This is a genomic window from Actinophytocola sp. (genome assembly GCF_035942955.1).
GTDB lineage: Bacteria > Actinomycetota > Actinomycetes > Mycobacteriales > Pseudonocardiaceae > DASYTH01.
Genome location: NZ_DASZCQ010000240.1, coordinates 18,432 through 42,449, shown reverse-complemented (window position 1 = coordinate 42,449; position 24,018 = coordinate 18,432). Strand labels below are relative to the sequence as shown.

Sequence of the window (24,018 nt, the reverse complement as noted above, 5' to 3'; positions counted from 1 at the left end):
CCGGCCGCCCTGGCCGTGCTCGGCCTGCGCGCGGACTTCTACGGCCACTGCGCGGCCTACCCGGAGTTGGTGGAGGCGTTGCGCCACGGGCAGGTGTTGCTGGGCGCCATGCGCGCGGCCGAGCTGCGCGACGCGATCGAGAAGCCCGCCCGCGCGGTCGGCCTTGACATCGAGCCCGGTCTCGTCGACGTGATGCTGGCCGACCTCGGGGCCGACCCGGACCTGACGGAGACGGACGGGCATTTCTACGAGCCGGGCGCGTTGCCGTTGCTGTCGCACGCGCTGTTCGCCACCTGGCGGCAACGGCAGAACCGGCGGCTGACCCTGGACAGCTACCGGCTTGCCGGCGGGATCAACGGCGGGATCGCCGCCACCGCCGAGCGCGCCTACGGCCTGCTGAGCCCGGACGAGCAACGGGTCGCTCGCCGGCTGCTGCTGCGCATGGTTCAGGTCGGCGACGGCACCGACGACATCAGGCGGCCCCTCGAGCTCGCCCGGCTCGCCGACGAGTCGGCCGACCCGGCCATCACCGCGTCCGTCCTCGAGGCGCTGACCAACTCCCGGCTGATCATCGTGGACGAGCAGGTCGTCCAGATCTCCCACGAGGCGTTGCTGCGTGCCTGGCCACAGATGCGATCGTGGATCGACGGCGACCGCACCAGGCTGCTCGTGCATCAACGCCTTGCCGACGCCGCCCACGCCTGGGACTCCGAAGGCAGGCATCCCGCCGGATTGCACCGCGGGCCCCGGCTCGCCGCCGCCCGCGAGTGGGTCGACACCGACGACCCGGACCTGTCTCCCGTGGTCCGCGACTTCCTCGTGTCCTCCATCGAGGCGGAACGTGCCGAGCAACGCGCCGCCCGCCGCCGCACCCGCCGTCTTCGCCAGCTCGTCGCGCTGCTCACCGTCCTGCTGGTCACCGCGGCCGTGTCGGTGTTCTACGCCGTGCGTGCCCAGCGGACGACCCTCGAGCAACGCAACATCGCCATAGCGAGGAAAGCCGCAAGCGACGCCGTCGGCCTGCGCTTCGGCAATCCCCCGCTGGCCACGCAACTCAGCCTGGCCGCCTACCGTCTCGCCGAGCTTCCGGAGACCCGGGAAACGCTGCTCAGCACGTTCGCCGCGCCCTACACCAGCCGGCTGGCCGGCAGTACGGGTGACATCACCTCGGTGGCGTACGCCCCCGACGGCCGTGCGCTGGTCAGCGCGAGCGTGGATCGCACCGCACGGTTGTGGGACGTGTCGGATGTCCACCACCCTGTCGACCTGGCCACGCTCGGCTTCGGCGAGGCACTGGGCCAAGCGGTCTTCGGCCAAGGGGGCCGTCTCCTGGCCACGGTGGGCGAGACCACCGTTCGGTTGTGGGACGTGACGGACCTGCGCCATGCCCGGGAACTGGCGATTCTTCCGAGCCCCGCCGGTCAAGTGATCCGGGTGGCGTTCAGCCCGGACGGCCGGACCATGGCCACCGCCAGCAAGAACGGCACCGCGGCGCTGTGGGACTTGGCGGATCCAGGTCGCCCCACCGAGATCGTCCGGCTGACCGCCCATGCCGGCTGGGTGACCGAGGTGGCGTTCGCACCGGACGGTCGCGTGCTGGCGACAACTGGTGATCACGTCGCGCGACTGTGGGATGTGAGCGATGTTCGAGCTCCCCACGAGCTCGGCGTCCTCGCCGGGCACCAAGACGTCGTCGGGTCGGTGGATTTCGGTCCCGACGGCCGCACCGTCGCCACCGGGAGTTCGGACCACGATGTGCGGCTGTGGGATGTCACGAACCCGGTTGCTCCCACGGCGGTGGCCACGCTCACCGGGGCCAACGCGATCATCTTGTCGGTAGCGTTCAGTCCCGACGGCCGCACGCTCGTCACGACCGGCGATGGCACCCGGCTGTGGGACGTTTCCGATGTCCGGCACCCCGTATCGATGGTCAACATTCCCGGCGGGGGCTCAGCCGCGTTCCATCCGGACGGTAACTCGGTGGCGATCGCCGACTTCGACAAAACCGTCCGGTTGCTGGATCTTCGTGATCTGCCGCTGGTCGGGCATGCCAACCAGGTGCCGTCGCTCGCGGTCAACCCCGATGGCCGGGTCCTGGCCACCGGCAGTTGGGACCGGACCGTTCGGCTGTGGGACATCAGTGATTCGCGCAGCCGTCGTCCGTTGGCGACATTGCGAGCCCACGCCGGCTTCGTCCGAATGGTGGCGTTCAGCCCGGACGGTCGCACCCTCGCGAGTGCCAGCGACGACGGCAAGGCGTTGCTGTGGGATGTGGCGGATCCCTCCGCACCGCGTCAGGTGAGCGGGATCCAGTCCTCCGACGGCGAGGTGGTCGCGGTCGCGTTCAGCCCGGACGGCCACTCGCTTGCAACCGGGGAGTATCAGAAAGTACGGCTGTGGGACGTCACAGATCGCGACAATCCCCGGGAAATAGCCTCGATCGGTGGCTATCCCGGCGTGGTCTGGGAGTTGGTGTTCAGTCCGGACGGCCGCACCCTGGCGACCGGGATCCGCGTGGGTGACGTCACGGCCCGGCTCTGGGACATTCGCGATCCGCGCCATCCCCGCGAACTGGCGTTTCCCTTCGGTCGCAGCGACACCATCCCGATCGGGGCGTTCAGTCCTGACAATCGCATATTGGCCACGGTGAGCAACGGGAACAGCAATGACAACATCCTGCGATTGGTGGATGTGACAGATCTCGGCGATCCTCGGCCGCTGGCCACACTCACCAGTCCCAGCGGTCCGTTCGTCAACGTGGCGTTCAGCCGTGACGGCCGCACCCTCGCCACGTCCAGCGGTGACAAGAATGTTCAGCTGTGGAATGTGGTGGACCCGTCGCATCCGGTGAAGCTCGCGACTTTCACCGACCACGGCGATGCCGTCGGCGGGGTGGTGTTCGGCGCCACCGAGCGCACGCTGGTGAGTGTGGGCGACCATTTCACTGTCCGGTTGTGGGAGACGAACGTCGACATGGTCGCCGCCCGCGTCTGCGAGGTGGCCTATCCCAGAATCACGAAGGCCGAGTGGGAATCCTATTTTCCCGGATTGGACTATCGGCCACCCTGCCCGGAGTGAAGCCACCTGCGGGGTGTGCACGGGTGGAAGACCCAGGTAGCGGGCATCCCGTATACGGGAAACCGCCGGTTGTCCCTGGCGCTGCCCATGATGGTGCGGACCCGGCCGAAGCCAAGGCCGGTGTCGGTGGACATCCAGAAAGGGAGCCCGTGATGAAACACTTCCGATCCAACCTGCGGCGCGTGCTCGGCGCGGCGGGAATGACCTTGCTGGCCGTGGGTTCGCTGACGGTTCTGGCGCCGTCGGCCAACGCCAGCCCGGTCGGGCCGTGCGCGAACCTGCACAGCTTCACGCTCGATTTCCGCACCGGCGGCGACGATCTGCGCGGCAACTCCGAAGTCATCCCCTTCTTCATCACCACGGCGGGAGACATCGAGCTGCAACACGTGTGGGGTCCTTTCGGGGGCGGTACCACCAACTCCCGCAATGTCACCTTCCTCAACCCCAACTGGACCGTCTCGTCCTGTGACGGGCGCGGCGTGAAGCTCCGCATGGTCTCGCACAACGACGTCTTCCAGACCGACGACAACTGGAACATGGACGCGTTCACCCTTTACGGGTACTCGGACACCGGTCAGCGTTCGTACTTCCTCTCGGTTCCGGACGCCTTCAAGCGTTTCACCGGCAGCGACCAGTGGTGGACGCGGATCGGCTGATCCGCAACGGAACGAAAGGGTGGTGGCGGTGAACCGCCGCCACCCGTTTCTCCCGAGGACCATGACATGCACACCCATCAGCACGCGGTGCACCGGACCATTCTGGTCGTGGACGTGGAAGGATTTGGTGATCGGCGCAAGGTCGGCCCGCACCAGGTGGTGATCAGGAGCGGGTTGTACGAGGCCCTGCGGCGGGCGTTCCACGAGGTCGGCATTCCGTGGGGCGCCTGCCATCGAGAGGATCGCGGGGACGGCTGCCTGGTACTGGCGCCGCCCGAGGTTCCGAAAGACCTGTTCACGGACGCGCTGCCGGCCAAGCTCGGGGACGCGCTGCGCCAGCACAACGCCGCACACCTGCCGGAGCAGCACATCCGGTTGCGGATGGCGGTGCACGCCGGGGAGGTCCGCTACGACGACTACGGAGTGACGTCGACATCGATCAATCTGGCGTTCCGGCTCCTCGATGCGCATCAGCTCAAGGCCGCGCTCGCCACGTCGCCGGGCGTGCTCGCGCTGATCGCGTCATCCTGGTTCTTCGACGAGGTGATCCGGCACAGCACCGTCGTCGACCCCGCGGGATATCGCCGGGTCCGGGTGGCGGTGAAGGAGACCGTGGCGCTCGCGTGGATCTCCACGCCCGATCACGCGGCCCGCACGGACGGCGATGGCGAGCTGCCGGTGTTGGTCGACACCGCGCCGGGTCATGGCCAGCTCGTCGGCCCGTCGCCGACGGATCGTGCCCGCACCCGATTACCCACGCGGCTGGTCGTCCTGGCCGAGCCGGTGTCGGGGAGCACCGTGCTGGAGATCCGGTTGCTGCTGTCGGCCGGCGCTCCGGATGCCAGGTCCGGCGATGACGAACGCGGGCGCCCATTCCGCAGAACCTTGGTCAGGCTCATCGGCCACCGCGTCGTCGCCGGGCTGGCGCACCGGCTCATCCGGTCAGCCGCGGTTTGATCGTTGCGCTGGCTCCGGCGGCGGCGCCGGCCGGGTTGCGGTGCTGGGCAAGGACCTGGTGCTGCATGGTCGGGATCGTCCGGAAGATCGCGCCGTAGTTGGCGCCGTAGACCCCGCGTGGGCGGGCCGTGCGCATTTTGCCGGGCGGACGCCGGGACCACCGGATGCCAGGCCCACGCCGGGTCGTCGATGGTGCTGGTCCGGTTCGGGATGCCGCACGGGCCCCGGTACACCTCGCCGAGGCCGTTGGCCGGGTCGGCCGGCCAGGTGGTCAGCTGCCGGGCGGCGTCGAGGTGCCTGGTGTCCTTGCCGGCCGCAAGAACCTCACCACCCGGCGGCGCGGCGGTGCCGCGGGCCCCGCCGGCCACGCGCGACGGCGAAGTCGATCCCGCCGGTGGTCACCGGCGGCAGCACCCACGGGCTGTTGACCATCATCGCGCACCGGTCCGCGGCGAACTGTCGCCGACGTCGGACTGGCCCAAGTCCAGCACCGCGCGGCGCGCCGTGGTCCACGTTCACCAGCGTGTCGACCATGGTCAGCGCGTCGATGCCGGCCCGATCGCCGATGGTGGGGACGTCCCCGCCGGCCTGCCGGATCATCGGCAGCAGGGTGAAGGTGCCCTCCTCGGTCGGCGCCGCGGCAAAGCGGAAACCCCGCATGCCGAGTCGGTGGTCAGCACGCGGGCGTGGGTCCGCAGCTCGTCCCGGGTGGTCGCGGCCCGCTCGGCCCGGCCTCGGCGAAGTGCGCCGCCTGCGGAGGCAAAGGGGCGGCACGCCGGCGCCGGCGTGCCGCCCGGTTCCCGAGTCGGCCGCGGTGCCCGGCGAATTACTCGCGATCCGTCCGGTCGGCGGCCAAATCCGGGGCCGCACGAAGGAATCTGGCGAGCGCCGCGGCCCGGTCCAGCCGCACGGTGGGAACGTCCAACGCGACGCCTATCCAGTTGCGCCAGTACGGGCTCGGAATACGCTTTCCCCGTTCCCAGCGAGCGACCTGTCGACGATTTACGGCGTCATTTCCGGAAATGTCCGCAAGTTTTCCGGCCAATCCTCCCTGGGTGAGGCCGCGTCGATGGCGCAGGTCTCGGATGAGGTCGCCGATCGGCTCGCCGACCCGCTCATCGATCATGATCAAATTCTCCGCCACAGAGCATCCCGTGCTAGTTGACTGGTCCACGTCCCTGATCCCCGACGATGCATCCGAGCCTATCCAGGCATTTACGGAATGTCGTTGCATGATCACACAAGGTGCTATCGAAGATGGCCCGTTGGTTGTAGGCGGTGCACCTCCATGGTGTGTTTCGACCCGAGGTCGCGCCGTGCACACTTGGCGGGTGCCCGACGACGAGCTACCACCGCCCGTCGTCGAGATCGTCAACCGGCTCCGCCGGGCACACACCGATGAGCGCCGCCGCATCGCCCGGGACCTGCACGACCAGGTCGGACACGCGCTCAGCGTCGCCCTGAACAGCCTCGAGCTGCACGAGGTCTACCTGCACAGCGACCCCTCGCGCGCGCAGGAGCAACTGCGCTCCGCCGTGCGCGCGGTGCGCAGGTCGCACGAGGCGGTGCGCACGCTGTGCTCGAACCTGCGCCGGCGCGAGGTCGTCGACGGGCTCGAGGACGCGCTCCGGGAGTACCTCGCGGCCGTGACGCCGCCCGCCATCGCGTGGACCGTCACGGTGACCGGCGACGATTCGCGGCTGCCGGCCGAGACGCGCGACGAGCTGTTCCTGATCCTCCGCGAGGCGGCCCGCAACGCGCTGGTCCACTCCCGCGCCCGCCGCGTCGAGATCGCCGTCGTGATTGGTCCGGACGCCGTGCTCGCCGGCGTGTCCGACGACGGCGCCGGGTTCGACCTCGCCCGGCACGGCCGGACCGGCGGCCTTGCGTCCATGCGCGAACGCGCTGCGCTGCTCGGCGGCAGCGTCGCCATTGCCAGCACGCCGGGGACGGGCACCGCCGTACGGGTGCGTATCCCCCTGGGGGAGATACCTGACCACGAGTGACCGGACATTCGGCCATCCGGGTGTCGTATCCGGGCTTGTGTCGTCCATCTCTTGACCGGTCTTGCTTTTCTGGTTCAGTAACGGGAGTGCGGCGATCTCACGGTGATCAGAGGAACCCAGTGTCCCAATCGACTCCTCAATGAATTTGACAGGTCAACAACATTTGCGCCGGCGTGAGCAGTTTCCGGTCGGCCCGCCGCTCCGTACCGACAAGATCTCGATCGTCATCGCCGACGACCACACGCTGTTCCGGGAGGGGCTGCGCGAGATCCTGTTGACGGAGCGGGACTTCGACGTGGTGGGGCAGGCGGGCGACGGGGACGAGGGAATCGCGGTGGTGTGCCGGTGCCATCCCGATGTGCTGCTGCTCGACGTCGAGATGCCGCACCATCAGGTGAAGCGAACCGTGCCCCAGCTCCTGCGGGTCTCGCCGCGCACCCGGATCATCATGCTGACCATGTACGACGATCCTCAGCTGGCCAATGAGCTGATCAACCTCGGGGCGCGGGCGTACCTGGTGAAGAGCGCGACGCGGGCGGAGCTCGTCTCGGTGATCCGCGGCGTCTGCAGCGACGAGGGTCGGGTCGTGGTGTCGATGTCGCGGCACGGCTTCCGGCAGCTCGGCGACGACCAGGAGCAGACGCTCACCAGGCGGCAGAAGGAGATTCTCGGCCTGGCCGCGCAGGCGCTGAGCAACGCCCAGATCGCGCACCGGCTGTTCATCTCGGAGAACACGGTCAAACGGCACCTCAGCACGATCTATGCCGAGCTCGGCGCCGTGTCCCGAGTGGACGCCATCAACAAGGCCAGGGCGGCCGCCCTGATCCCTCCGATCGACACGGGTTGGGTCGACATGGCCGGCGCATCGAACCGCCGGTGAGGGCCCGGACATTGGCCCCCTTTCCGCGACCGCCCCGCGGTGCCACGCTCAGTGGTGCGGCGACGCCGATCCCCTAGGCGAGCCGACTACCCGGGTGGCCGGTGCGGATGCTGCAGGAGCAGGGGTGCGCTCCGCACCGGTTCCGGAGGAGAGCCGTGTATCACGTTGGCGTATGGACATTCGTGTGCGTGCTGGTCGTGGGCGCGGCACCGGCGCCGTCGCCGGGACCGGTGCCGACCGGCGCCGGCTCGGTGGTCATCAACGAGATCGCGGTGGGCAGCTTCGTCGAGCTGCACAATGTCTCGATGTCGACAGTGGACATCGGTCGGTTCGAGCTGCGGCTGTGCGGCGCCGCCGGGGTGACCGACACGATCCACCTGTCCGTGGGGCAGGCGTTGGCCGCCGGCGACTTCTATCTGCTCGCCTCCTCGTCGTTCACCGGGAGCGGGGCCGACCAGGGATATGCCGGCGTGCTGCCGAGCGGCGGGGTCGCGCTGTACCACCTGGAACGGGGCTGGGCGGACGGAGCGGCCCTGATCGCGGACTCGCCGTGCGGGGAGGGAGACCCGGCGGCGGCGTGCCCCGGAGCGTCGACCGCCCGCGACGCGGTCGGCACCGACACCGGACGCAATGCCGCCGACTTCTCCTGCCAACGGATGTCGCCGCGCGAACCCAACGAGGCCGGATCACAGCCAGCCGCGGCGAGCCGCCTGGGCGCCGGCCTGAAAGCGGGTCGATGACCCCAACAGCTCCATGATGCGGACGATGCGCCGGCCGGTGGTGCGCATGCTGGTGCGCAGATGGCGGGCGATCGCCTCGTCCTTGAACCCGGCGCCCAGCAAGGCCAACACCTTGGTCTCGTCCTCGGTCAGGCCCGGCGGCGTCCGACCCTCGCCGATCGGATGGGCGCGCTCCCAGTACGCCTCGAACAGCGCGATCAGCGCGTCGAGCAGACCGGACGGGCGGATGATCGCGACGCTTTCGGTGGCGTACTCGTCCGAGGCCAGCGACACGCGGGCGGCCCGACCGTCGACGATCATCAGCTTCTGCGGCAGGTCCGGCAGCGTGCGCGCGCGTTCGCCGTGCCGGGTCAACGTGCTCACCGTGTCGAACTTGTCCCGTGCCGCAAGCGCCTCGGCGCTGTACACGATGCGCAGCACCACACCGCGCTCCAGCAACGGAAGCTCGGCGGCCAGCTCGTCGAAATCGGACGGTACCGCGTAGGGCGGTCGCTCGAATGCCATGATCTCGCGGGTGGCGCCCTGGTAGAGCTCCATCGTGCGCCGGTAGATCTCATCGCGCCCGGTGACCACTTCGACCAGCTGGGCCGGGTCGGCCCGCAGGCGACCGATCCGGAAGTCGGCGGCGAGCTCCACCGCGGCGGTGCGGGCCGCGTGCAGCTCGGCCTCGCGGCGGTGCACCAACGCCTCCAGCGCCGGGTCGGGATCGTTGGGCGCGTAGCGATCCTCCTCGGTCGGGCGGGCCAGACCCAGTCCGGCCAGCCGGGACAGTGCGCCGCCGATCCTGCGCACGTCGTAGTCCACAATGGACGCCAAGTCGGCCGCGGTGGTGTCCGGCCAGCGCAGCAGGGCGCGGTACACCCGCTCGTCGAAGGCCGTCACCCCGAGCGCCCGCAACATTGTTACCTCCACGCGGTGGCGAAATCCGGCGGTGCCAGTGTTCGCCAGGACATTTCCTGGACGGAGATCGTTCGCTCGCCTTTCACTCTATTCACGTTGAGCGGTCAATCAGTTGCGCGTCGAACGGAGTCGGCCATGGGAAAGCTCGCACTGACGCTGCTGGTCACGGTGACGCTGTTGGGGAACGGCGAATCCGCGGCCGCCGGCCCCGGACATCCCGCCGGCGGCGCCGCTGCGCCCGCGCCCGTCACGCACCGGGTGACCCTGGTGACCGGCGACGCCGTCGAGCTCACCGACGCCGGCGCGGGCCGCCGCGCGGTGGCGATCCACGCCGCGCCCCGGCCGGCGGGCGCCCCGGTGGACTTCCAGACCATCGGCGGCCGCGACGACTTCTTCGTGATCCCCTCCGACGCCGAGCCGCACCTGGCCACCGGCATCCTCGACCGGGCGCTGTTCAACGTCGCGGATCTGGTCGCCGACGGGCTCCACGACGCCGCCACCGACACGGTGCCGGTGATCGTCGGCTACGCCGGCCGGCCCGGCCGGGAGGTGCTCGGCCGCGGCGCGACCGCGCTGCCGGGCGTCACCCGGGTCGTGCCGGTGCCCGCCGCGGGCGTGGCCGGCGTACGGGTCAGGCACGATCGGGCCGCCGAGTTCTGGCGGGCGATCGCGCCGGCCGGCACGCCCGCCTTCGCCGGCGGCGTGGCCAGCGTCCGGCTGGACCGGACCGTGCGGCCGGTGCTGGACCAGAGCGTGCCGATGGTCGGCGCGCCCGCCGCCTGGGCCGCCGGCATCGACGGTCGCGGGGTGACGGTCGGCGTCGTGGACACCGGCGTCGACACCGGGCACCCCGATCTGACCGGCGCCGTGCTCGACTCCGCCAACTTCACCGACGAGCCGGACGTGCGCGACACGTTCGGCCACGGCACCCACGTCGCCTCCACGATCGTCGGTTCCGGCCGCGCGTCCGGCGGCCGGTACTCCGGCGTCGCGCCGGGCGCGAAGCTCGTCGTCGCCAAGGTGTTCGACGCCTCGGGCAGCGCGACCGAGTCCCAGGTGATGGCCGGTATGGAATGGGCGGCCACGCGCGGCGCCAGGATCGTGAACCTGAGCCTGGGCAGCGCACCCACCGACGGGACCGATCCGGTCAGCCGGCTCGTCGACGACCTGACCGCGCGCACCGGGGCGCTGTTCGTCGTGGCCTCCGGCAACCTCGGCGGCGACCGGTCGGTGACCAGTCCCGGCGCGGCGAGCGCGGCGTTGACCGTCGGTGCCGTGGACAAGCGGGACGTGCTCGCGCCGTTCGCCGGCAAGGGACCGCGCCTCGGCGACGCCGCCGTCAAACCCGAGATCGTGGCGCCCGGCGTGTCGATCACCGCCGCCCGCGCGGCGGGCACCGCGATGGGCACCCCCGTCGACGACCGGTACACCACGGCGTCCGGCACCTCGATGGCTACCCCGCACGTGGCCGGCGCGGCGGCGCTGCTCGCCCAGCGGCATCCGGACTGGCCGGCGCCCCGGCTCAAGGACGCTCTGGTCGGCGCCGCACGGGACGTCGGGCGGCGGTGGTACGAGCAGGGCGCCGGCCGGCTGGACATCGCCCGGCTGATCGGCCGGCCGGCGACCGCGACCGCGGCGCTCAACCTCGGCCGGCTGTCCCGGTCCGGCACCCCGACCACCGCGTCGGTCATCTACACCAACGATTCCGACCACGCGCTCACCCTGAGGCTGACGCTCGCCGTGCACGGCTGGACCGGCGACCCCGCGCCGGACGGGGCGGTGCGGCTGGAAGCCACGGCCGTTGTCGTCCCGGCACACGGCCGGACCGCGGTGGGCGTCACCGTCGACCCCCGGCTCGGCGACACCGGCGCGTACGGGGGCCTGCTCACCGCGACCGCCGACGGCGCCACCCCGCTGTCGTTGCGTACGCCGGTGGGCTACTACGTGCCGACCCCGACCGGTCCGATCACCGTCACCGTGCTGGACTCGCGTGGCCAACCGGCGACCAACCGGATCGCCGCGGTGTTCAACGAGTCGGCCGGTTCGGGCAACGACCCGCTCGGCCCCGAGCCGCTGCAGTTCGTCCCGCTCGGCGTCCGGGCCGAGGTGCCGCAGGGTTCCTACTCGGTGTCCAGCACGGTCCGGGAGGCGTCGCTGACCGCGCGGCGCTGGACCGCGCTGTCCGCGACCGAGGTCGCGGTCACCGGCGCGTCGACCGCCGTCACCCTCGACGCCCGCGCCGCCGTCGCGATCGGGGTGACCACGCCGCGGCCCACCGAGCAGCGCGACCGGACCGTGGCGCTGCGCCGGCACCTGCCCGGCACGACCCTGTTCGTCGAGTGGCAGTTCGTGATCGGCGCCGACGCCACCTGGCAGGTGTACGCCACGCCGGCGGCGCCGGCCCGGCGGGGCACCGTCTCGCTGCAGGACTACTGGACGCTCAGCGAGCGCCAGCTCGCCGTGCGGGTGCGCGGCGGCATGGTGCTCGACCCGCGGTACGACGCGAGCACGATCGGCGCGACGTTGGCCGGCGCCCGGTCCCTACCGCTGGTGTGGGCCGACCGGGGCCGCCAGGAGGACTTCGCCGCCGTCGACGCGCGCGGCAAGCTCGCCCTCGTCGCCGTTCCAGACCCGGGCGCGGTGGCCGATCCGATCGGCGCCACGGTCCTGGCCGCTGGGGCGGCGGCCGGCGCCGCGGCCGCCGCCGGTGCGGCCGGGATGCTCAGCTACGTCGACGTGCCGGGCGCGCTGCCGATCGCCGGCCCGACCGCGACGCCGGTCGCGCACCTCGCCGTCGGCGCCGCGGAAGGCAACGCGCTGCGCGGGCTGCTCGGCGGGGGACCGGTCACCGTCGATCTCACCGGGCTGCCCGCTCCGGGATACATGTACAACCTGAGCTACCACGACGACAACGGAATTCCGGCCGCGCACGTCCGGCCGGTCGACCCGCGGACGCTGGTGCCGGTCGAGAGCCGGTACCACGCCGACCGGCGCGACATCGGCTACGCCAAGCAGTGGACGGCCTTCCCGCCGGTGCCCGGCAGCCTGGCCCAGCGCCGGACCACGTGGACCGGTCCGGCCACGTGGACGGAGTACCTCGGCCCGGTCGACGCCAGGGTGCCGTGGCAGCGCAGGACGATCCAGAGCGCCGTCGACGCGAGCGGCCGGACGATCGGCGAGCTGGCGCTGTTCGCCGAGAACGTGTTCCGCCCGAACGAGCCGCGTCGGTCCACAGAGGACTGGTTCGGCGCGCCGCTGCGCAACGGGGCGGTCACGCTCCCCGCGGATCATCCGGTGTTCGGCCCCGCGACGACCGGTCCGGCATGGGAGCGGCACTGCGCGTTCTGCCGCGGGGGCGGCGACCCGGACCGGTTCGTGCCGGCGCTGCACTGGATGGACACGGCTGCGGGGCATTTCGTCACGATCTGGCAGAACGGCCGGCAGTACTTCAACACCACCACCGTGCGGCTGTTCCGGGACGGCCGGGAGATCCCCGCCGACGGATCGGATCCGTTCGCCACGTTCCCGGTGTTCCGGCTGCCCGCCGATCCCGGGCGGTACCGGCTGACCATGGTCGACGCGTTTCCCGCGGCGCAGCGCGGCGGACCGAGCCTCGCCCTGTTCCGGCTGGCCCCGCGCACCGAGACGACCTGGGAGTTCACCTCCCGGCGACCGACCGGTCCGGCGCAGGCGGGCTACGGCTGCGCCGACCCGTGTGCCGTGCAACCGTTGGTACAGCTCGACATCGCGCCCAACCTCGACCTGGACAACCGGGCGCCGGCCGGTCGCGAGCACCGGTTCATGATCTTCGCCGGCCACCGCGCCGGCGCCGACGGCGGCGCCCCGCTGGTCAACCTGAACGTCCAGTACTCGACCGACGACGGGGCGACCTGGACCCTTGGCCGGGTCCACCACGCCGGACCCGGCGCATACCTGGTCACCGTGCACCACCCGGCCGATGCCGATGCCTTCGTGTGGTTGCGCACGCGCGCCTGGGACACCGCGGGAAACTGGGTCGAGCAGACCGTGCAGCGGGCCTACGCGCTCGGTTGACGCGTGAGCGGGCGGACCGGAAGCTTCCGGCCCGCCCGCCCGTTCGGTGCGACAATCGGCCGGGGTTCGGGTCAGGTCCAGTGATCCGAACCCCGCCGGCTCAGTTCAACATGCCGGGGCTGCGGGTCAGCAGCTTGAAGTCGAACGCGTTGTTGTTGGTGTCCTGACCGACGATGTTGCGGCCGTACGCCGGGGCCAGCGGGTCGAGGAAAGCCGGCTGCGGGCTCAGCGGCGTGCCCTCCACCGCGGACGTGGCGCCCGCGGAGAAGGCCACGCTGTCGATCTTCACCCCGCCCGGGTTGAACAGCGCGACGCCGCCGTTGTCCGGGATGTCCACGACGAGCGCCCCGGGCTGGTTGACCGGGCCGCCGGTGAAGGCCGTGCTGGCCAGCACCCAGAGGGGAAGTTGCGGCAGGCCCGCGCCCACCGGCTGCAGGACGGTGCCCTCCGGCAGGATGATGATCTGCAGCAGTTGGTTGGTGCTGCTGAACACGTGCACCTGCCAGCCGCTGATGTCCACGACGTCGGTCCGGCTCGGGTTCATCACCTCGATGAACTGGTCGAGCGGCCCACCGGGACCGCGCGTGGCCACCTCGTTGATCACCGGCTGGCCGAAGATCTCGGGGCCGGCGCCCGGCTCGGACTGGGCCGTGGCGGCCGGCTGGACGGCGAGAAACGCCAGCGCGGCCATGCCAAGGCATGCCAGTACACGGCGCATTATGTCTCCTTTGCATCCACATGAGTGACGAGATTTCCCTGCGGTTCCCGCACTTGTCGGGGAGCGCGGGAACCACCTCAAGACTCCACCGGAACCGTCACCACAGAAAGGTGGCCAGTTGCTGGACGTCCCGGGTGCGGGCGTGCGAAACGCATTGCGGAACCTGCCCGTTGGGGTGCTGTCGGCCGCCCACGACGCCACCCGCGGAGGCCTGGTTTCTCGTGGCGCGGCGTACCCACCATGAGACATGGGAGAGGTACGCATCGCCACGTTCAACCTGGAGAACTTCGACGAGACGAAGCCCGGCGAGTTGCCGTCGCTCGACGAGCGGATCGCGCTGATGCGGCCGCAGATCGCGCGGCTGCGCGCGGATGTGGCGTGCTTCCAGGAGACGCACGGTCAGGAGCGCCCGGGGGAGAAGCGGGACCTGCATGCGCTCAAGAAGTTGTTGGAAGGGACGAACCTCGACGGCGCCAACATCGCCAGCACCCGGACGCAGAACGACGAGGTGTTCGACGAGCGCAACCTCGTCGTGGTGAGCCACTTTCCGGTGCTGAGCCGGGAGCAGCTGCTCAACGAGCTGGTCGAGGCCCCGCTGTACCGGACGCTGACCGCGCTGCCGCCGGAGCAGGAGCCGCGCAAGATCGGTATCGAGCGGCCGATCCTGCACGTCCGGCTGGACATCGACGGCACGGTGCTCCACGTGATCAACGTGCACCTGAAGTCCAAGATCCCCACCGACATCGACGGCCAGAAGATCGACAACTTCACCTGGAGGGCCGCGGACGCCTGGGCCGAGGGCGTGTTCATCTCGTCGATGAAGCGGATGAGCCAGGCGCTTGAGGTGCGCCGGCTGATCGACCAGATCCTGACCGACGATCCCGCCGCGCGCATCGTGGTGCTCGGCGACTTCAACGCCACCCCGGACGAGGTTCCGGTGCTGGCGATCCGCGGCAGCGTCGAGGACACCGGAAACGGCGCGCTGGCCGGCCGCGTGCTGGTGCCGATCGAGCACACGATTCCCGAGCCGGCCAGGTACACGCTCTACCACCAGGGACGCGGCCAGATGCTCGACCACATACTGATCACGAGGAACCTGCTCGCCAACTACCGCGGCTCGGAGATCCACAACGAGCTGCTGCACGACGAGTCGGCCGCCTTCGCCGTGGACAAGAAGTATCCCGAGTCCGACCACGCCCCGGTGGTGGCCACCTTCGTGTTCTGACCGGCCGACCCCACGCGGCGGCGCCTGCGTCACCGGGAAGGTCAGCTCTTGCGGCCGACTCCGGCGAGGATGAAGGAATGCTTCGGCTTGTCGTCGACGTCGTCGGACGGGTCCGCGCGCCAGTCCTGTGCCCACACCAGACCGGGCGCCACCAGCTCGGTGCCGGCCATCAGCTCGAGCACCTGTTGGCGGGTCCGGGCGTACACCGGTGTCGTGGTCTGGTTGTAGGACGGGACGCCGGGGCGGGATTGCTCGCCGTCCCAGTCGTCGATGCTGACGTGTGAGACGACGAACAGGCTGCCCGGCGCAAGGGCCTTGAGGTACTGCTCGATGGCCGAGCGGGGGTGTGCCGATTCCGGGACGAAGTGCAGCACGGCCACCATCAGCAACGCCATGGGCGCGTCGAAGTCCAGCAGTTGCCGCGCGGACTCCGAGCCCAGCACGGTGGCCGGATCACGCAGATCCGCCTGGAGGACCGCCGCGTTGGGGTTGTGCTCGAGCATGAGCTCGCTGTGCGCGACGGCCACCGGCTCGTTGTCGACGTAGAGCACGCGGCACTCCGGCGCCATCTGCTGAGCGATCTGGTGCACGTTGCCCACGGTCGGGATGCCCGAGCCGATGTCGAGGAACTGGCGGATGCCCTGGTCGACGCAGAACCGCACGGCGCGGCGCAGGAACGCGCGGTTGCGCCTGGCCACCAGCTCGATTTCCGGCATGACCGTGAGGAAATTCTCGGCGAACTGCCGGTCGATCTCGAAATTACAGGCCCCGCCGAGGAAGTAGTCGTACACCCGGGCCGCGTTGGGCTTGTCGAGGTCGATGTGCTGCGGCGCCCACGACGGCCGTTCGGCTGGCATACGGCGAATCCTAGCCATGGTCGATCCGTTCACACCTCGGCGGGATCGCGCAGGCTCGCGCCCTGGGTGAGCGGCTCACGCCGGACCAGGCCGGCGGGGACGGCGCGGGGTGACCGCTCGGTGCGGGCGGCCAGCGCGGCGCACCCGCCCGCGGCCTGGCCGGTGGCCATCGCGATGGGCATGACCCGGTAGGAGGAATGAGCGACGTGGGTGCCGGACAGGCAGCGGCCGGCGACGAGGAGATCGTCGACGCCGCGGGGGAGCAGGCAGCGCAGCGGGATCTCGTAGGCCTGCCCGCACGGCACGCGTGCCCGTCCTCGGGGCGACCGACCTCGAACGGCGCGCCGGCGGCCGCGGCGAGGTCGCCGTCACCGGTGCAGTCCACGACGACCCGAGCGTCGATCGCGACCGGCCCGGACTTGGTCTCGAACACCACCCGGCGGCCGTCCTGGCCGTCGGCGAGCCCGGAGGCGAAGGCGTGGAACGGCAACCGCACCCCGGCCACCACCGGATCGCCCTCGCCGTGGTCGGTCGGCGGCAGCCGGGCGCCGCGGCCCGGCGCGGCCTGCTTCTTCTCGTTGTGGAACGACATCAGCGGCATCACCAGCGCGACCGTCGCGTTGCCGCCGAGGAGCGCGTAGCGCTCGGCGAGCACCACGTCGGCGCCCGCGGCGGCGGCGCCGAGCGCGGAGCCGAGACCGGCCGGACCGCCGCCGACGACCAGCACCTCCGCCCGGCCGCCGAGCACCGCGCGCCGCGGCGGCAGCTCGACCATCCGCGGGTCCTCCGGTGGCCGCAGTGCCGGCATACTCGACCTCCCTTCCCGCGCCACCCCCTATTCGATCATTGCGCGGCCCGCCGATAGTGAGATTATTGAAAGGGTCTAAACGGGAATGCGTAAATTAGAGATGCGCCGGACGGGCTAATACCGGAGCGCAAAAGTCGGGTTACGATTGTTGCGCTGGGCGGAATTGGTCACTACGGAGCTGGAGGAAGCCGTGCCTGTTGATGCGCGAGAGCGGGTGGACGCGGTGGTCGAGTCCTGGTTGCGGGAGGCGGGTGCGGACAATCCTGCCGGTCCGTTGTATACCGGCGGCGACTTCGTCGAGGCGGACATCGTGGCGACAGTTGTGATCGACACCCGCCGTCCGTCGTCATGCACCGGGGCGAACACGATCCCGTGCTGCTGATCCCTGCCGGTGCATGAACCGGCCTTCCGGGGAGTTCACCGCATCGCTGGGCTGTCTGGTCGAACCGGCTCTGGCGGACCTGACAGCCCAGCTTCGTGAGATCGCCGGCCTCGGCGAGCGGGAACGGCACGCGTTGCGCACCGGCGCCGGTGCGACCCTGTACGAGTTCGTTCACCGCAAGGTCAGCCGGGTGCTGCTGGTCGAGCTCAACGCGGCCCGGGTGACCGGAACCCTGCGGGAGCCAAGCCCCGAGCGGCGGTGGGACGAGTTCCTTGCGCTGGCGGCCAAACCGCGGTTCTGGGAATCGCTGTCCGGCCGCTACCCCACGATGCTTGCGCGGCTGCGGGCCGGCATCGACGACCGGCGCGCCGCCGCGGTGTCGGTCGCCCGCCGGTTCGCCGCCGACCGCGCCGCGCTGGCCGCACTGCCGGGCGTCGACGAGGCCGGGGCCGGCGCGCTCGGCGAGGTGTCGTTCGGCGCCGGAGACACCCACCGGCGCGGGCAGGCCGTCGCCATCCTGCGCTGCGCCGGCGGGACCGTGGTCTACAAGCCGAGGCCGGTCGAGGTCGACGCCGTACTCGCCGGGTTCCTGCGCCGGCTGCTGGCCGACGAGCCGGAGGCGGCCCGGATCAGGGTGCCGGTGGTGCTGGCCGGGGACGGCTACGGCTGGGCCGAGCACGTCGAGAACCGCTACTGCGCCGGCGACGCCGAGCTGGCGGCGTTCTACCGGGGGCTCGGCCACTGGCTGGCGGTCATGCGCCTGCTCGGCGGCTGCGACCTGCACGCCGAGAACGTGATCGCCTGCGGTCCGGTGCCGGTGGTGGTCGACTGCGAGACACTGTTCACCCCGGTCGGCCCGGACCGTCCGTCCGGCCTCGGCGACGCGGTCGACCACGCCAACCGGCTGATCGACGAGACCGTGCTGAGCACCGGGCTGCTGCCGGGGCGCGGTGTCGGCCTCGGCTGGCGCGGCGTCGACATCTCCGCGGGCGGTTCCCTGCCGGGCCAGCAGCCGGCCGGTTGGCAGCCGGTGATCGTCGACGCCGGCACCGACCGCGCGCGGCTCGGGATGCGGCGGTACGACCGGGAGACCTCGGGCAACCACCCGAGCCCGGAACCGGCGCTCGCCCGGTTCTGGGAGCACGTGCTGTCCGGATTCGAGGAGCTGACCGCGCGGCTGCGCGCGCTGGACCGGGCCGGGGCGCTCGCCCCGATGCTCGAGCCGTTCGGCGACTGCCGGGTCCGCGCGGTGCTGCGGGCGACCGAGGTCTACGCCGAGCTCGGCCGGATGCTGTGGCATCCGGTCTCCCTGCACGACGAGGCGGCCGCCGTCGCCCGCGCCCGGCGCCTGCTGTCCTCGATGGCACAGAACGTGCCCGGTGTGCCCGACGACCCGGCGGTGATCGACGCGGAGATCGACGACCTGCTACGCGGCGACGTTCCGTACTTCGGCACCACCGCCCGGCACGGCCGGCTCGACGGGCCGGGTGGCACGAGCTGGCTGCCGGCGGCGGATCTCGTGGCCGGGGCGCTGCGCCGGTGGCGGGCCGCCGACCTCGGCCTCGACCGCGGCGTCATCCGGGCGGCACTGGTCAGCGCCTACCTCAACGACGGGTGGCTGCCCGGCGGTGCGCCGCTGCCGCAGCCGCGGGTCCGCACCGCCGACCTGGACCGGCGCCGGCGCGCGCTGGCGGCGCGGATCGTCCGGTCCGTCGTGACCGCGGCCATCCACGGCCGGGACGGGACGGTCACCTGGATCGCCCCGGTGCTCAACGTCACCGGCTGGGGGGTCCAGCCAAGCAGCGCGGACCTGTACAGCGGCAGCTCGGGCGTGGCGATCCTGCTCGCCGCCTACCTCAGGGAGACCGCGCACGGCCGCGCCGACGAGGTGCCCGGCCTCGCCGAGCTGCTCACCGCCGTCCTGCACACCCTGCGCACCGGCGAGGACCAGCGGGAGGCACACCACCGCGCCGGCACCGCGCTGCGTCCGTCGCCGCCGGGTGGCTACATCGGGCTCGGCTCGCGGATCTGGGCCTGGCTCACGCTCGACCGGTGGGGCGTCGCGGGCGGCGACGCCGTGGAACGGGCGTGCCGGCTGGCCGAGCAGATCCCCGAGTCGGTCGCCGCGGATGCCGACCACGAGCTGCTGACCGGCGCCGCCGGGGCGATCGTGCCGCTGCTGTGGCTGGCCGGCAGGACCGGGCAGGAGCGCTGGCTGGGGCAGGCGATGGCGATCGGCGACCGGCTGGTGGACGCGGCGCGGGTCGAGTCGGGCACCGCCTGCTGGCCGACGCAGCGGTGGCCCGGCGGGCTTGGCGGGTTCTCCCATGGGGCCACGGGCGTGGGGTGGGCGCTGTACCGGCTGGCGCTGGCCACCGGGCAACGCGGGTTCGCGCGCACGGCGGACGCGGCGTTCGCGTTCGAGGAGGCCCTGTACGACTCGCGGGCCGGGGGCTGGCGGGACCTCCGCGAGCCGGACCTGCCCGACTGGACCGCGGCCGCGTGGTGCCACGGCGCCGTCGGGATCGCGCTTGCCGACGCCGACCTGCGCCGGCGGGGCCGGCCGGAGCCGGCGCGCGAGGTGCTCGGCCGCGCGGCGGCGGCCACCTGGACGCGCGGCATGGGCTGGGGACACACGCTGTGCCACGGCGACCTCGGCGGCTGGGAGGTGCTGCGGCTGGCACTGGACAGCGGCCGCGGCCCGGACGGGCTCGACCGGATCACCCTGGACGCCCGCATCATCGGCAGCATCGAGGAGAACGGGCCGGTGACCGGACTCGCCCGCGCCGCGTTCTCGCCAGGGCTGCTCGCCGGCCACGGCGGCCTTGCGTACCAGCTGTTGCGCATGCATCCGGGCACCGACCTGCCGTCGGTGCTCACGCTCGGAGGTGAGGACGGCTGAGCTCCGCCGCGTTCTCGCCAGGGCTGCCGGCGGCCGGTGGCCGGTACGCGCGGCTCACCGCGTTGCGGGCCGGGCTCCGCGGGCCGGTGGCCGAGCCGGCCGACCACCGGCCGGCCCCGCGGTAGCGGTCATGGCGCGCCGAACCGTGGCACCGGACTGGTCGACGCTGGCCGGCTCGCTGGCCGGCGCCGTCGTACTGCCCGGCGACGACCGGTACGCCAGGGTTCGCCGGCAGTTCGTCGCCGCCGTCGCCGACACCCTGCCCATGGCGGTGGCCCGCTGCGCCGGGCCGGCCGACGTGGCGGCGGCGCTTGCCTTCGCGCGGACCCGCGAGCTGCCGTTCGCCGTCCGCAGCGGGGGCCACAGCTACGCCGAGCACTCCTCGACCACCGGCCTGCTCATCGACGTCGGCGCGCTCGACACGATCACGGTCGACGGGACACCGTGCGGGTCGGGGCGGGCGCGACGATCGGTGCGGTGGCCGAGCGGCTCGCCGCCCACGGGCGGGTGCTGCCCGGCGGCTCCTGCCCGACCGTCGGCGTTGCCGGGATCGCCCTCGCCGGCGGCTTCGGGCTGCTCGGCCGCCGGTACGGCCTCACCGCCGACCACCTGGTCGCCGCCGACGTCGTGCTGGCCGACGGCACCCGCGCCACCGTCGACGCCGAACGCGAGCCGGATCTGTTCTGGGCGCTGCGCGGGGCCGGCGCCGGCAACTTCGGCGTGGTCACCTCGTTCACCTTCACCACCCGCCCGGCGGCGCCGCTGACCGTGTTCTACGCGGTCTGGCCGGCCGAGCACGCGGTCGGCCTCGTCGACCGGTGGCAGCGGTGGGCGCCGGCCGCCGGCGACGAGCTCACCGCGGAGCTCCTGCTGGTCGCCGTCGACCTGCCGGAGGAGCCACCGATCGTGCGGGTGTTCGGCAACACCCTCACCGGCGCCGGGGCCGCCGCCCTGGCGCTCGCCGAGCTCACCGACGCCGCCGGCACGCGCCCGGCCCGGTCCGGGATCCGCACTCCCGACCCCGTGGCCGCCGCCCGGTACCTGGCCGGCTCCGCCCGCTGGACCGGAGACGAGGTGGGGCTGCCGTGCGGACCGTTCCCCGAACCCGGCCTGCAGGCCACCAGGTCGGAGTTCTTCGACCGGCCCCTTCCGGTCGCCGCCGTCGAGGCCCTCGCCGACCGGATCGGCCGGGAGCGGACCACCGGCGAGTACCGCGAGCTGGAGCTCGTCCCGTGGGGTGGGGCCTACCGGCGGACACCCGCCACCGCGACCGCGTTCGTCCACCGCCACCCGAGCTTTCTGATCAGGCACACCGTCCAGACCGGGCCACCGGTCACCGCCGAGCGGCGTCGCGCGGCCCGGCGCTGGCTCGACCAGTCGTGGCGCACCGTCCGTCCGCACGGCACCGGACACGTGTACCAGGGCTACCCCGACCCTTGCCTGCCCGGCTGGCAGACCGCCTACTACGGCGCCAACCTCGCCCGGCTCCGCGACGTCAAGACCGCCTACGACCCGGACAACCTGTTCGCCCACGCCCAGTCCATCCCGCCCCATCCCTCCACTTAGGACTGTCCAGGATCCTTGCCGGATCGGCCCATGGTGGCTGGGCGCAGTGGCTAGAGTGCGACGCGTGACGAGCCAGTTCAGCGTGCTGCTTCGGCGGTCGCGGCGGGGGAACGGGTTGACGCAGGAGGAGCTGGCGGAACGCTCCGGCTTGTCGGTCCGGACCATTCGCCGGCTGGAGACGGGGGAGAGCGCCAACCCGCAGCTGGACACGGTGCGGCTGCTCGCCGACGCGCTGGACCTCGGGCCTGACGAGCGGGCCCGGCTGCTGGCCGCCGCCCACGGCCAGGCGGATCCGCCCGGTGTCAACGACGTCCCACCGGAGTCGGCGTTCGAACGCAGGCTGGCGGAGGCCGCGGATGGTCTCGCGCACGCGGTCCGCGCGCGCTGGGACCGGGAAGAGGAGCTGCGGCGGATCCAGGACCCGTGCCCGCTGCCGGTCCGCTGGCAGCCGGCGCCCGACGACGTGATGGATCACTGGGAGAACATCTGCCGGGTCTCGCCCGGCCGGTCCGCCGAACCGGTCGACCTTGCCGGTCAGCTGGACGAGATCGCCGACGTGTACCGGCGGATCCCGTCCGGGCGGCTGGTCGTGCTCGGCCGCGCCGGCTCGGGCAAGTCGGTGCTGGCCGTGCGGTTCGTCCTCGACATGCTCAAGACGCGTCCCCGCGACGGCGCCGTTCCGGTGCTGTTCAGCCTCGGGTCCTGGAACCCGACCACCACCGGGTTCCGCGACTGGCTGGCCGGTCGGCTGCTGCGTGATCATCCGGGGCTGGCGGAGACCGGCCACGACGGGTCGACGCTGGCCGCCGCGCTGGTCGCGGCCGACCGGATCCTGCCGGTGCTGGACGGGTTCGACGAGCTCGCCGCGGGGCTGCACCGGGCCGCGCTGGACGAGCTCAACGCCTCCACGCTGCCGCTGCTGCTGACCAGCCGCCCCGGCGAGTACGCGACCGTGGCCGCAACCGACACCCTGACCGCCGCCGCGGCCGTCCGGCTGACCGACCTCACCGCGACCGACCTGGTCAACTACCTGCCGCGGACCACGCGCAAGGGCGCGGGCGCGACCGTGTGGGATCCGGTCCTGACCGAGCTGCGTGCCCACCCGGAGCGCCCGGCCTGCGTCAACCTCCGCGCGGTGCTGACCACCCCGCTGATGGTCGGGCTCGCCCGCGCCATCTACAGCGACTCCGCCGGCCGCGACCCGGCGGAGCTGCTCGACACCGACCGGTTCGGCAGCCAGTACGAGCTCGAGGACCATCTGCTCGGCAGCTTCATCCCGACGGTCTACCGGGACCAGCGGTCGCGCTGGGATCCCGACCGGGTACGCGGCTGGCTCGGGTACCTCGCCCGGCACCTCGACCGGCTCGGCGCTCCCGATCTGGCCTGGTGGCAGCTTGGCACCACGATGCGCCGCGGCTCGCGCATGCTCGTCGTCGGGCTGGTGTCCGGGTTGGCCGTCGGGCTGCTCAGCGGGTTGCTGATCTTTCTGGTGGACACGCCCGCCGCCGGGCGCGGCGTGGTGAACGCGCTCGTGTCGGCCGTGGAGAACTGGCTCGGGTTCGGCTTGGCCTTCGGGCTCGCGCACGGCGCCGGGCTCACGCTCGGCGGTGGGGCCTTCGAGCCGTCGCGGGTCCGGCTGCGAACCCACGGCGGCGCCCGGCAGCTGCGGGCGAGGTTCGGTCCCAGGCTCGTGGTCGGCTTGGCCGGCGGCGTCGGCCTCGGGCTGATGCTGGGGCTCGCGGGCGCGGCCGGGCACCCCCCGATGGGCCTCGTCGGGTTCGGGTTGCTCGGCGGGCTCGCGACCGGAGTCGGTCTCGGCACGCTGCTCGGCCTCATCTGGGGTCTCACGGCCGGGCTCGAAGCACCCGTCGACGTCAGGTCCGCCGTCAGCCCCGCGGTCCTGTTGACCACCAACCGTTCGACCGTGGTCCCGCAGTTCCTCGGGTGGGGGCTCGTGCTCGGGCTCGCCCACCTGGCGATGCTCGCGCTCGCGCTCGGGCACGTGGATCCGGGCGCACTCCCGCTCGACCTCGTGATGGGCCCCGTGATCGGACTTGCGATCGGAACCTGCCTGACCGCGTGGGGTCAGTGGTTGGTGCTCGCGCGGGTCTGGCTGCCGCTGACCGGGCGGCTGCCCTGGGCCGTGGCCGGCTTCCTCGAGGATGCCTGCCGGCGCGGTGTGCTGCGCCAGGTCGGTGCGGTGTACCAGTTCCGGCACGCCCGGCTCCAGGCTCACCTGGCCGACGCCGGCTGACCTGCGGTTTCATCCGGCGGACATCGATGGCCGGTG

19 protein-coding genes and 1 pseudogene are annotated in these 24,018 nt (G+C 72.2%); 13 read left to right on the top strand and 7 right to left on the bottom strand.

The features are described 5' to 3' along the window. The 3 genes from VGX25_RS24910 to VGX25_RS24900 form a co-directional block, all read left to right on the top strand. On the top strand, positions 1–3,078 hold a 3,078-nt coding region (locus tag VGX25_RS24910), incomplete at its 5' end, for a WD40 repeat domain-containing protein (protein WP_326920316.1). A gap of 182 nt (positions 3,079–3,260) precedes the next feature. Continuing rightward, positions 3,261–3,734 carry a hypothetical protein gene (locus VGX25_RS24905; RefSeq protein WP_326920315.1) on the top strand — a complete coding sequence of 158 codons (474 nt, stop codon included), beginning with the start codon at positions 3,261–3,263 and terminating at the stop codon, positions 3,732–3,734. Between the two features lie 66 nt (positions 3,735–3,800). Then, entirely contained in the window at positions 3,801–4,691 is an 891-nt protein-coding gene (locus tag VGX25_RS24900; protein WP_326920314.1) for a hypothetical protein, read from the top strand. Here the strand turns inward: VGX25_RS24900 and VGX25_RS24895 are convergent. The 3 genes from VGX25_RS24895 to VGX25_RS24885 all read right to left on the bottom strand — a co-directional run bounded on the left by VGX25_RS24895 (position 4,669) and on the right by VGX25_RS24885 (position 5,817). Further along, positions 4,669–4,827 (bottom strand): hypothetical protein, encoded by a 159-nt coding sequence (locus VGX25_RS24895; protein ID WP_326920313.1) that lies wholly within the window; start codon positions 4,825–4,827, stop codon positions 4,669–4,671. The two genes, VGX25_RS24900 and VGX25_RS24895, sit on opposite strands and share 23 nt — an antisense overlap. 188 nt (positions 4,828–5,015) lie before the next feature. Continuing rightward, on the bottom strand, positions 5,016–5,351 hold the full coding sequence (locus VGX25_RS24890) for a hypothetical protein (RefSeq protein WP_326920312.1): 336 nt from the start codon (positions 5,349–5,351) through the stop codon (positions 5,016–5,018). Between the two features lie 166 nt (positions 5,352–5,517). Further along, positions 5,518–5,817, bottom strand: coding sequence for a helix-turn-helix transcriptional regulator (locus VGX25_RS24885; protein ID WP_326920311.1), 300 nt, complete (start codon positions 5,815–5,817; stop codon positions 5,518–5,520). Between the two features lie 205 nt (positions 5,818–6,022). Between VGX25_RS24885 and VGX25_RS24880 the strand changes: the two genes are divergently transcribed. The 3 genes from VGX25_RS24880 (at position 6,023) to VGX25_RS24870 (ending at position 8,317) form a co-directional block, all read left to right on the top strand. Continuing rightward, entirely contained in the window at positions 6,023–6,697 is a 675-nt protein-coding gene (locus tag VGX25_RS24880; RefSeq protein WP_326920310.1) for a sensor histidine kinase, read from the top strand. 163 nt (positions 6,698–6,860) lie between these two features. Further along, a complete protein-coding gene (locus VGX25_RS24875; protein ID WP_326920309.1) occupies positions 6,861–7,577 on the top strand; it encodes a response regulator transcription factor in 717 nt (238 codons plus the stop codon). A 155-nt stretch (positions 7,578–7,732) separates the two neighbouring features. Then, on the top strand, positions 7,733–8,317 hold the full coding sequence (locus VGX25_RS24870; protein ID WP_326920308.1) for a hypothetical protein: 585 nt from the start codon (positions 7,733–7,735) through the stop codon (positions 8,315–8,317). Here the strand turns inward: VGX25_RS24870 and VGX25_RS24865 are convergent. Continuing rightward, on the bottom strand, positions 8,264–9,217 hold the full coding sequence (locus VGX25_RS24865; protein WP_326920307.1) for a hypothetical protein: 954 nt from the start codon (positions 9,215–9,217) through the stop codon (positions 8,264–8,266). The genes VGX25_RS24870 and VGX25_RS24865 overlap by 54 nt on opposite strands. Before the next feature lie 135 nt (positions 9,218–9,352). Between VGX25_RS24865 and VGX25_RS24860 the strand changes: the two genes are divergently transcribed. Further along, complete coding sequence (locus VGX25_RS24860; protein ID WP_326920306.1) at positions 9,353–13,270, top strand: S8 family serine peptidase; 3,918 nt, start codon at positions 9,353–9,355, stop codon at positions 13,268–13,270. 100 nt (positions 13,271–13,370) lie between these two features. Here VGX25_RS24860 and VGX25_RS24855 read toward each other — a convergent pair whose 3' ends face one another. Then, positions 13,371–13,988, bottom strand: a complete 618-nt coding sequence (locus VGX25_RS24855; protein WP_326920305.1) for a lamin tail domain-containing protein — start codon at positions 13,986–13,988, stop codon at positions 13,371–13,373. Between the two features lie 247 nt (positions 13,989–14,235). Between VGX25_RS24855 and VGX25_RS24850 the strand changes: the two genes are divergently transcribed. Further along, positions 14,236–15,213 (top strand): endonuclease/exonuclease/phosphatase family protein, encoded by a 978-nt coding sequence (locus VGX25_RS24850; protein WP_326920304.1) that lies wholly within the window; start codon positions 14,236–14,238, stop codon positions 15,211–15,213. A 41-nt stretch (positions 15,214–15,254) separates the two neighbouring features. Here VGX25_RS24850 and VGX25_RS24845 read toward each other — a convergent pair whose 3' ends face one another. Beyond that, positions 15,255–16,070: an SAM-dependent methyltransferase gene (locus VGX25_RS24845; protein WP_326920303.1), complete on the bottom strand. Its 816-nt coding sequence runs from the start codon at positions 16,068–16,070 to the stop codon at positions 15,255–15,257. Positions 16,071–16,080: 10 nt separating this feature from the next. Continuing rightward, positions 16,081–16,878 carry an FAD-dependent oxidoreductase gene (locus VGX25_RS35920; RefSeq protein ID WP_326920302.1) on the bottom strand — a complete coding sequence of 266 codons (798 nt, stop codon included), beginning with the start codon at positions 16,876–16,878 and terminating at the stop codon, positions 16,081–16,083. Positions 16,879–17,026: 148 nt separating this feature from the next. Between VGX25_RS35920 and VGX25_RS24835 the strand changes: the two genes are divergently transcribed. The 5 genes and pseudogenes from VGX25_RS24835 (at position 17,027) to VGX25_RS24815 (ending at position 23,982) form a co-directional block, all read left to right on the top strand. Beyond that, positions 17,027–17,260 (top strand): DUF6229 family protein, encoded by a 234-nt coding sequence (locus tag VGX25_RS24835; protein ID WP_326920301.1) that lies wholly within the window; start codon positions 17,027–17,029, stop codon positions 17,258–17,260. Positions 17,261–17,273: 13 nt separating this feature from the next. Next, entirely contained in the window at positions 17,274–20,162 is a 2,889-nt protein-coding gene (locus VGX25_RS24830; protein WP_326920300.1) for a type 2 lanthipeptide synthetase LanM family protein, read from the top strand. A 130-nt stretch (positions 20,163–20,292) separates the two neighbouring features. Beyond that, a pseudogene (locus tag VGX25_RS35765) lies at positions 20,293–20,756 on the top strand (FAD-binding oxidoreductase); the annotation flags it as partial. A 33-nt stretch (positions 20,757–20,789) separates the two neighbouring features. Next, entirely contained in the window at positions 20,790–21,728 is a 939-nt protein-coding gene (locus VGX25_RS24820; protein ID WP_326920318.1) for an FAD-dependent oxidoreductase, read from the top strand. 64 nt (positions 21,729–21,792) lie between these two features. After that, entirely contained in the window at positions 21,793–23,982 is a 2,190-nt protein-coding gene (locus VGX25_RS24815) for a helix-turn-helix domain-containing protein (RefSeq protein ID WP_326920299.1), read from the top strand. The last annotated feature ends 36 nt before the right edge of the window (positions 23,983–24,018 follow it).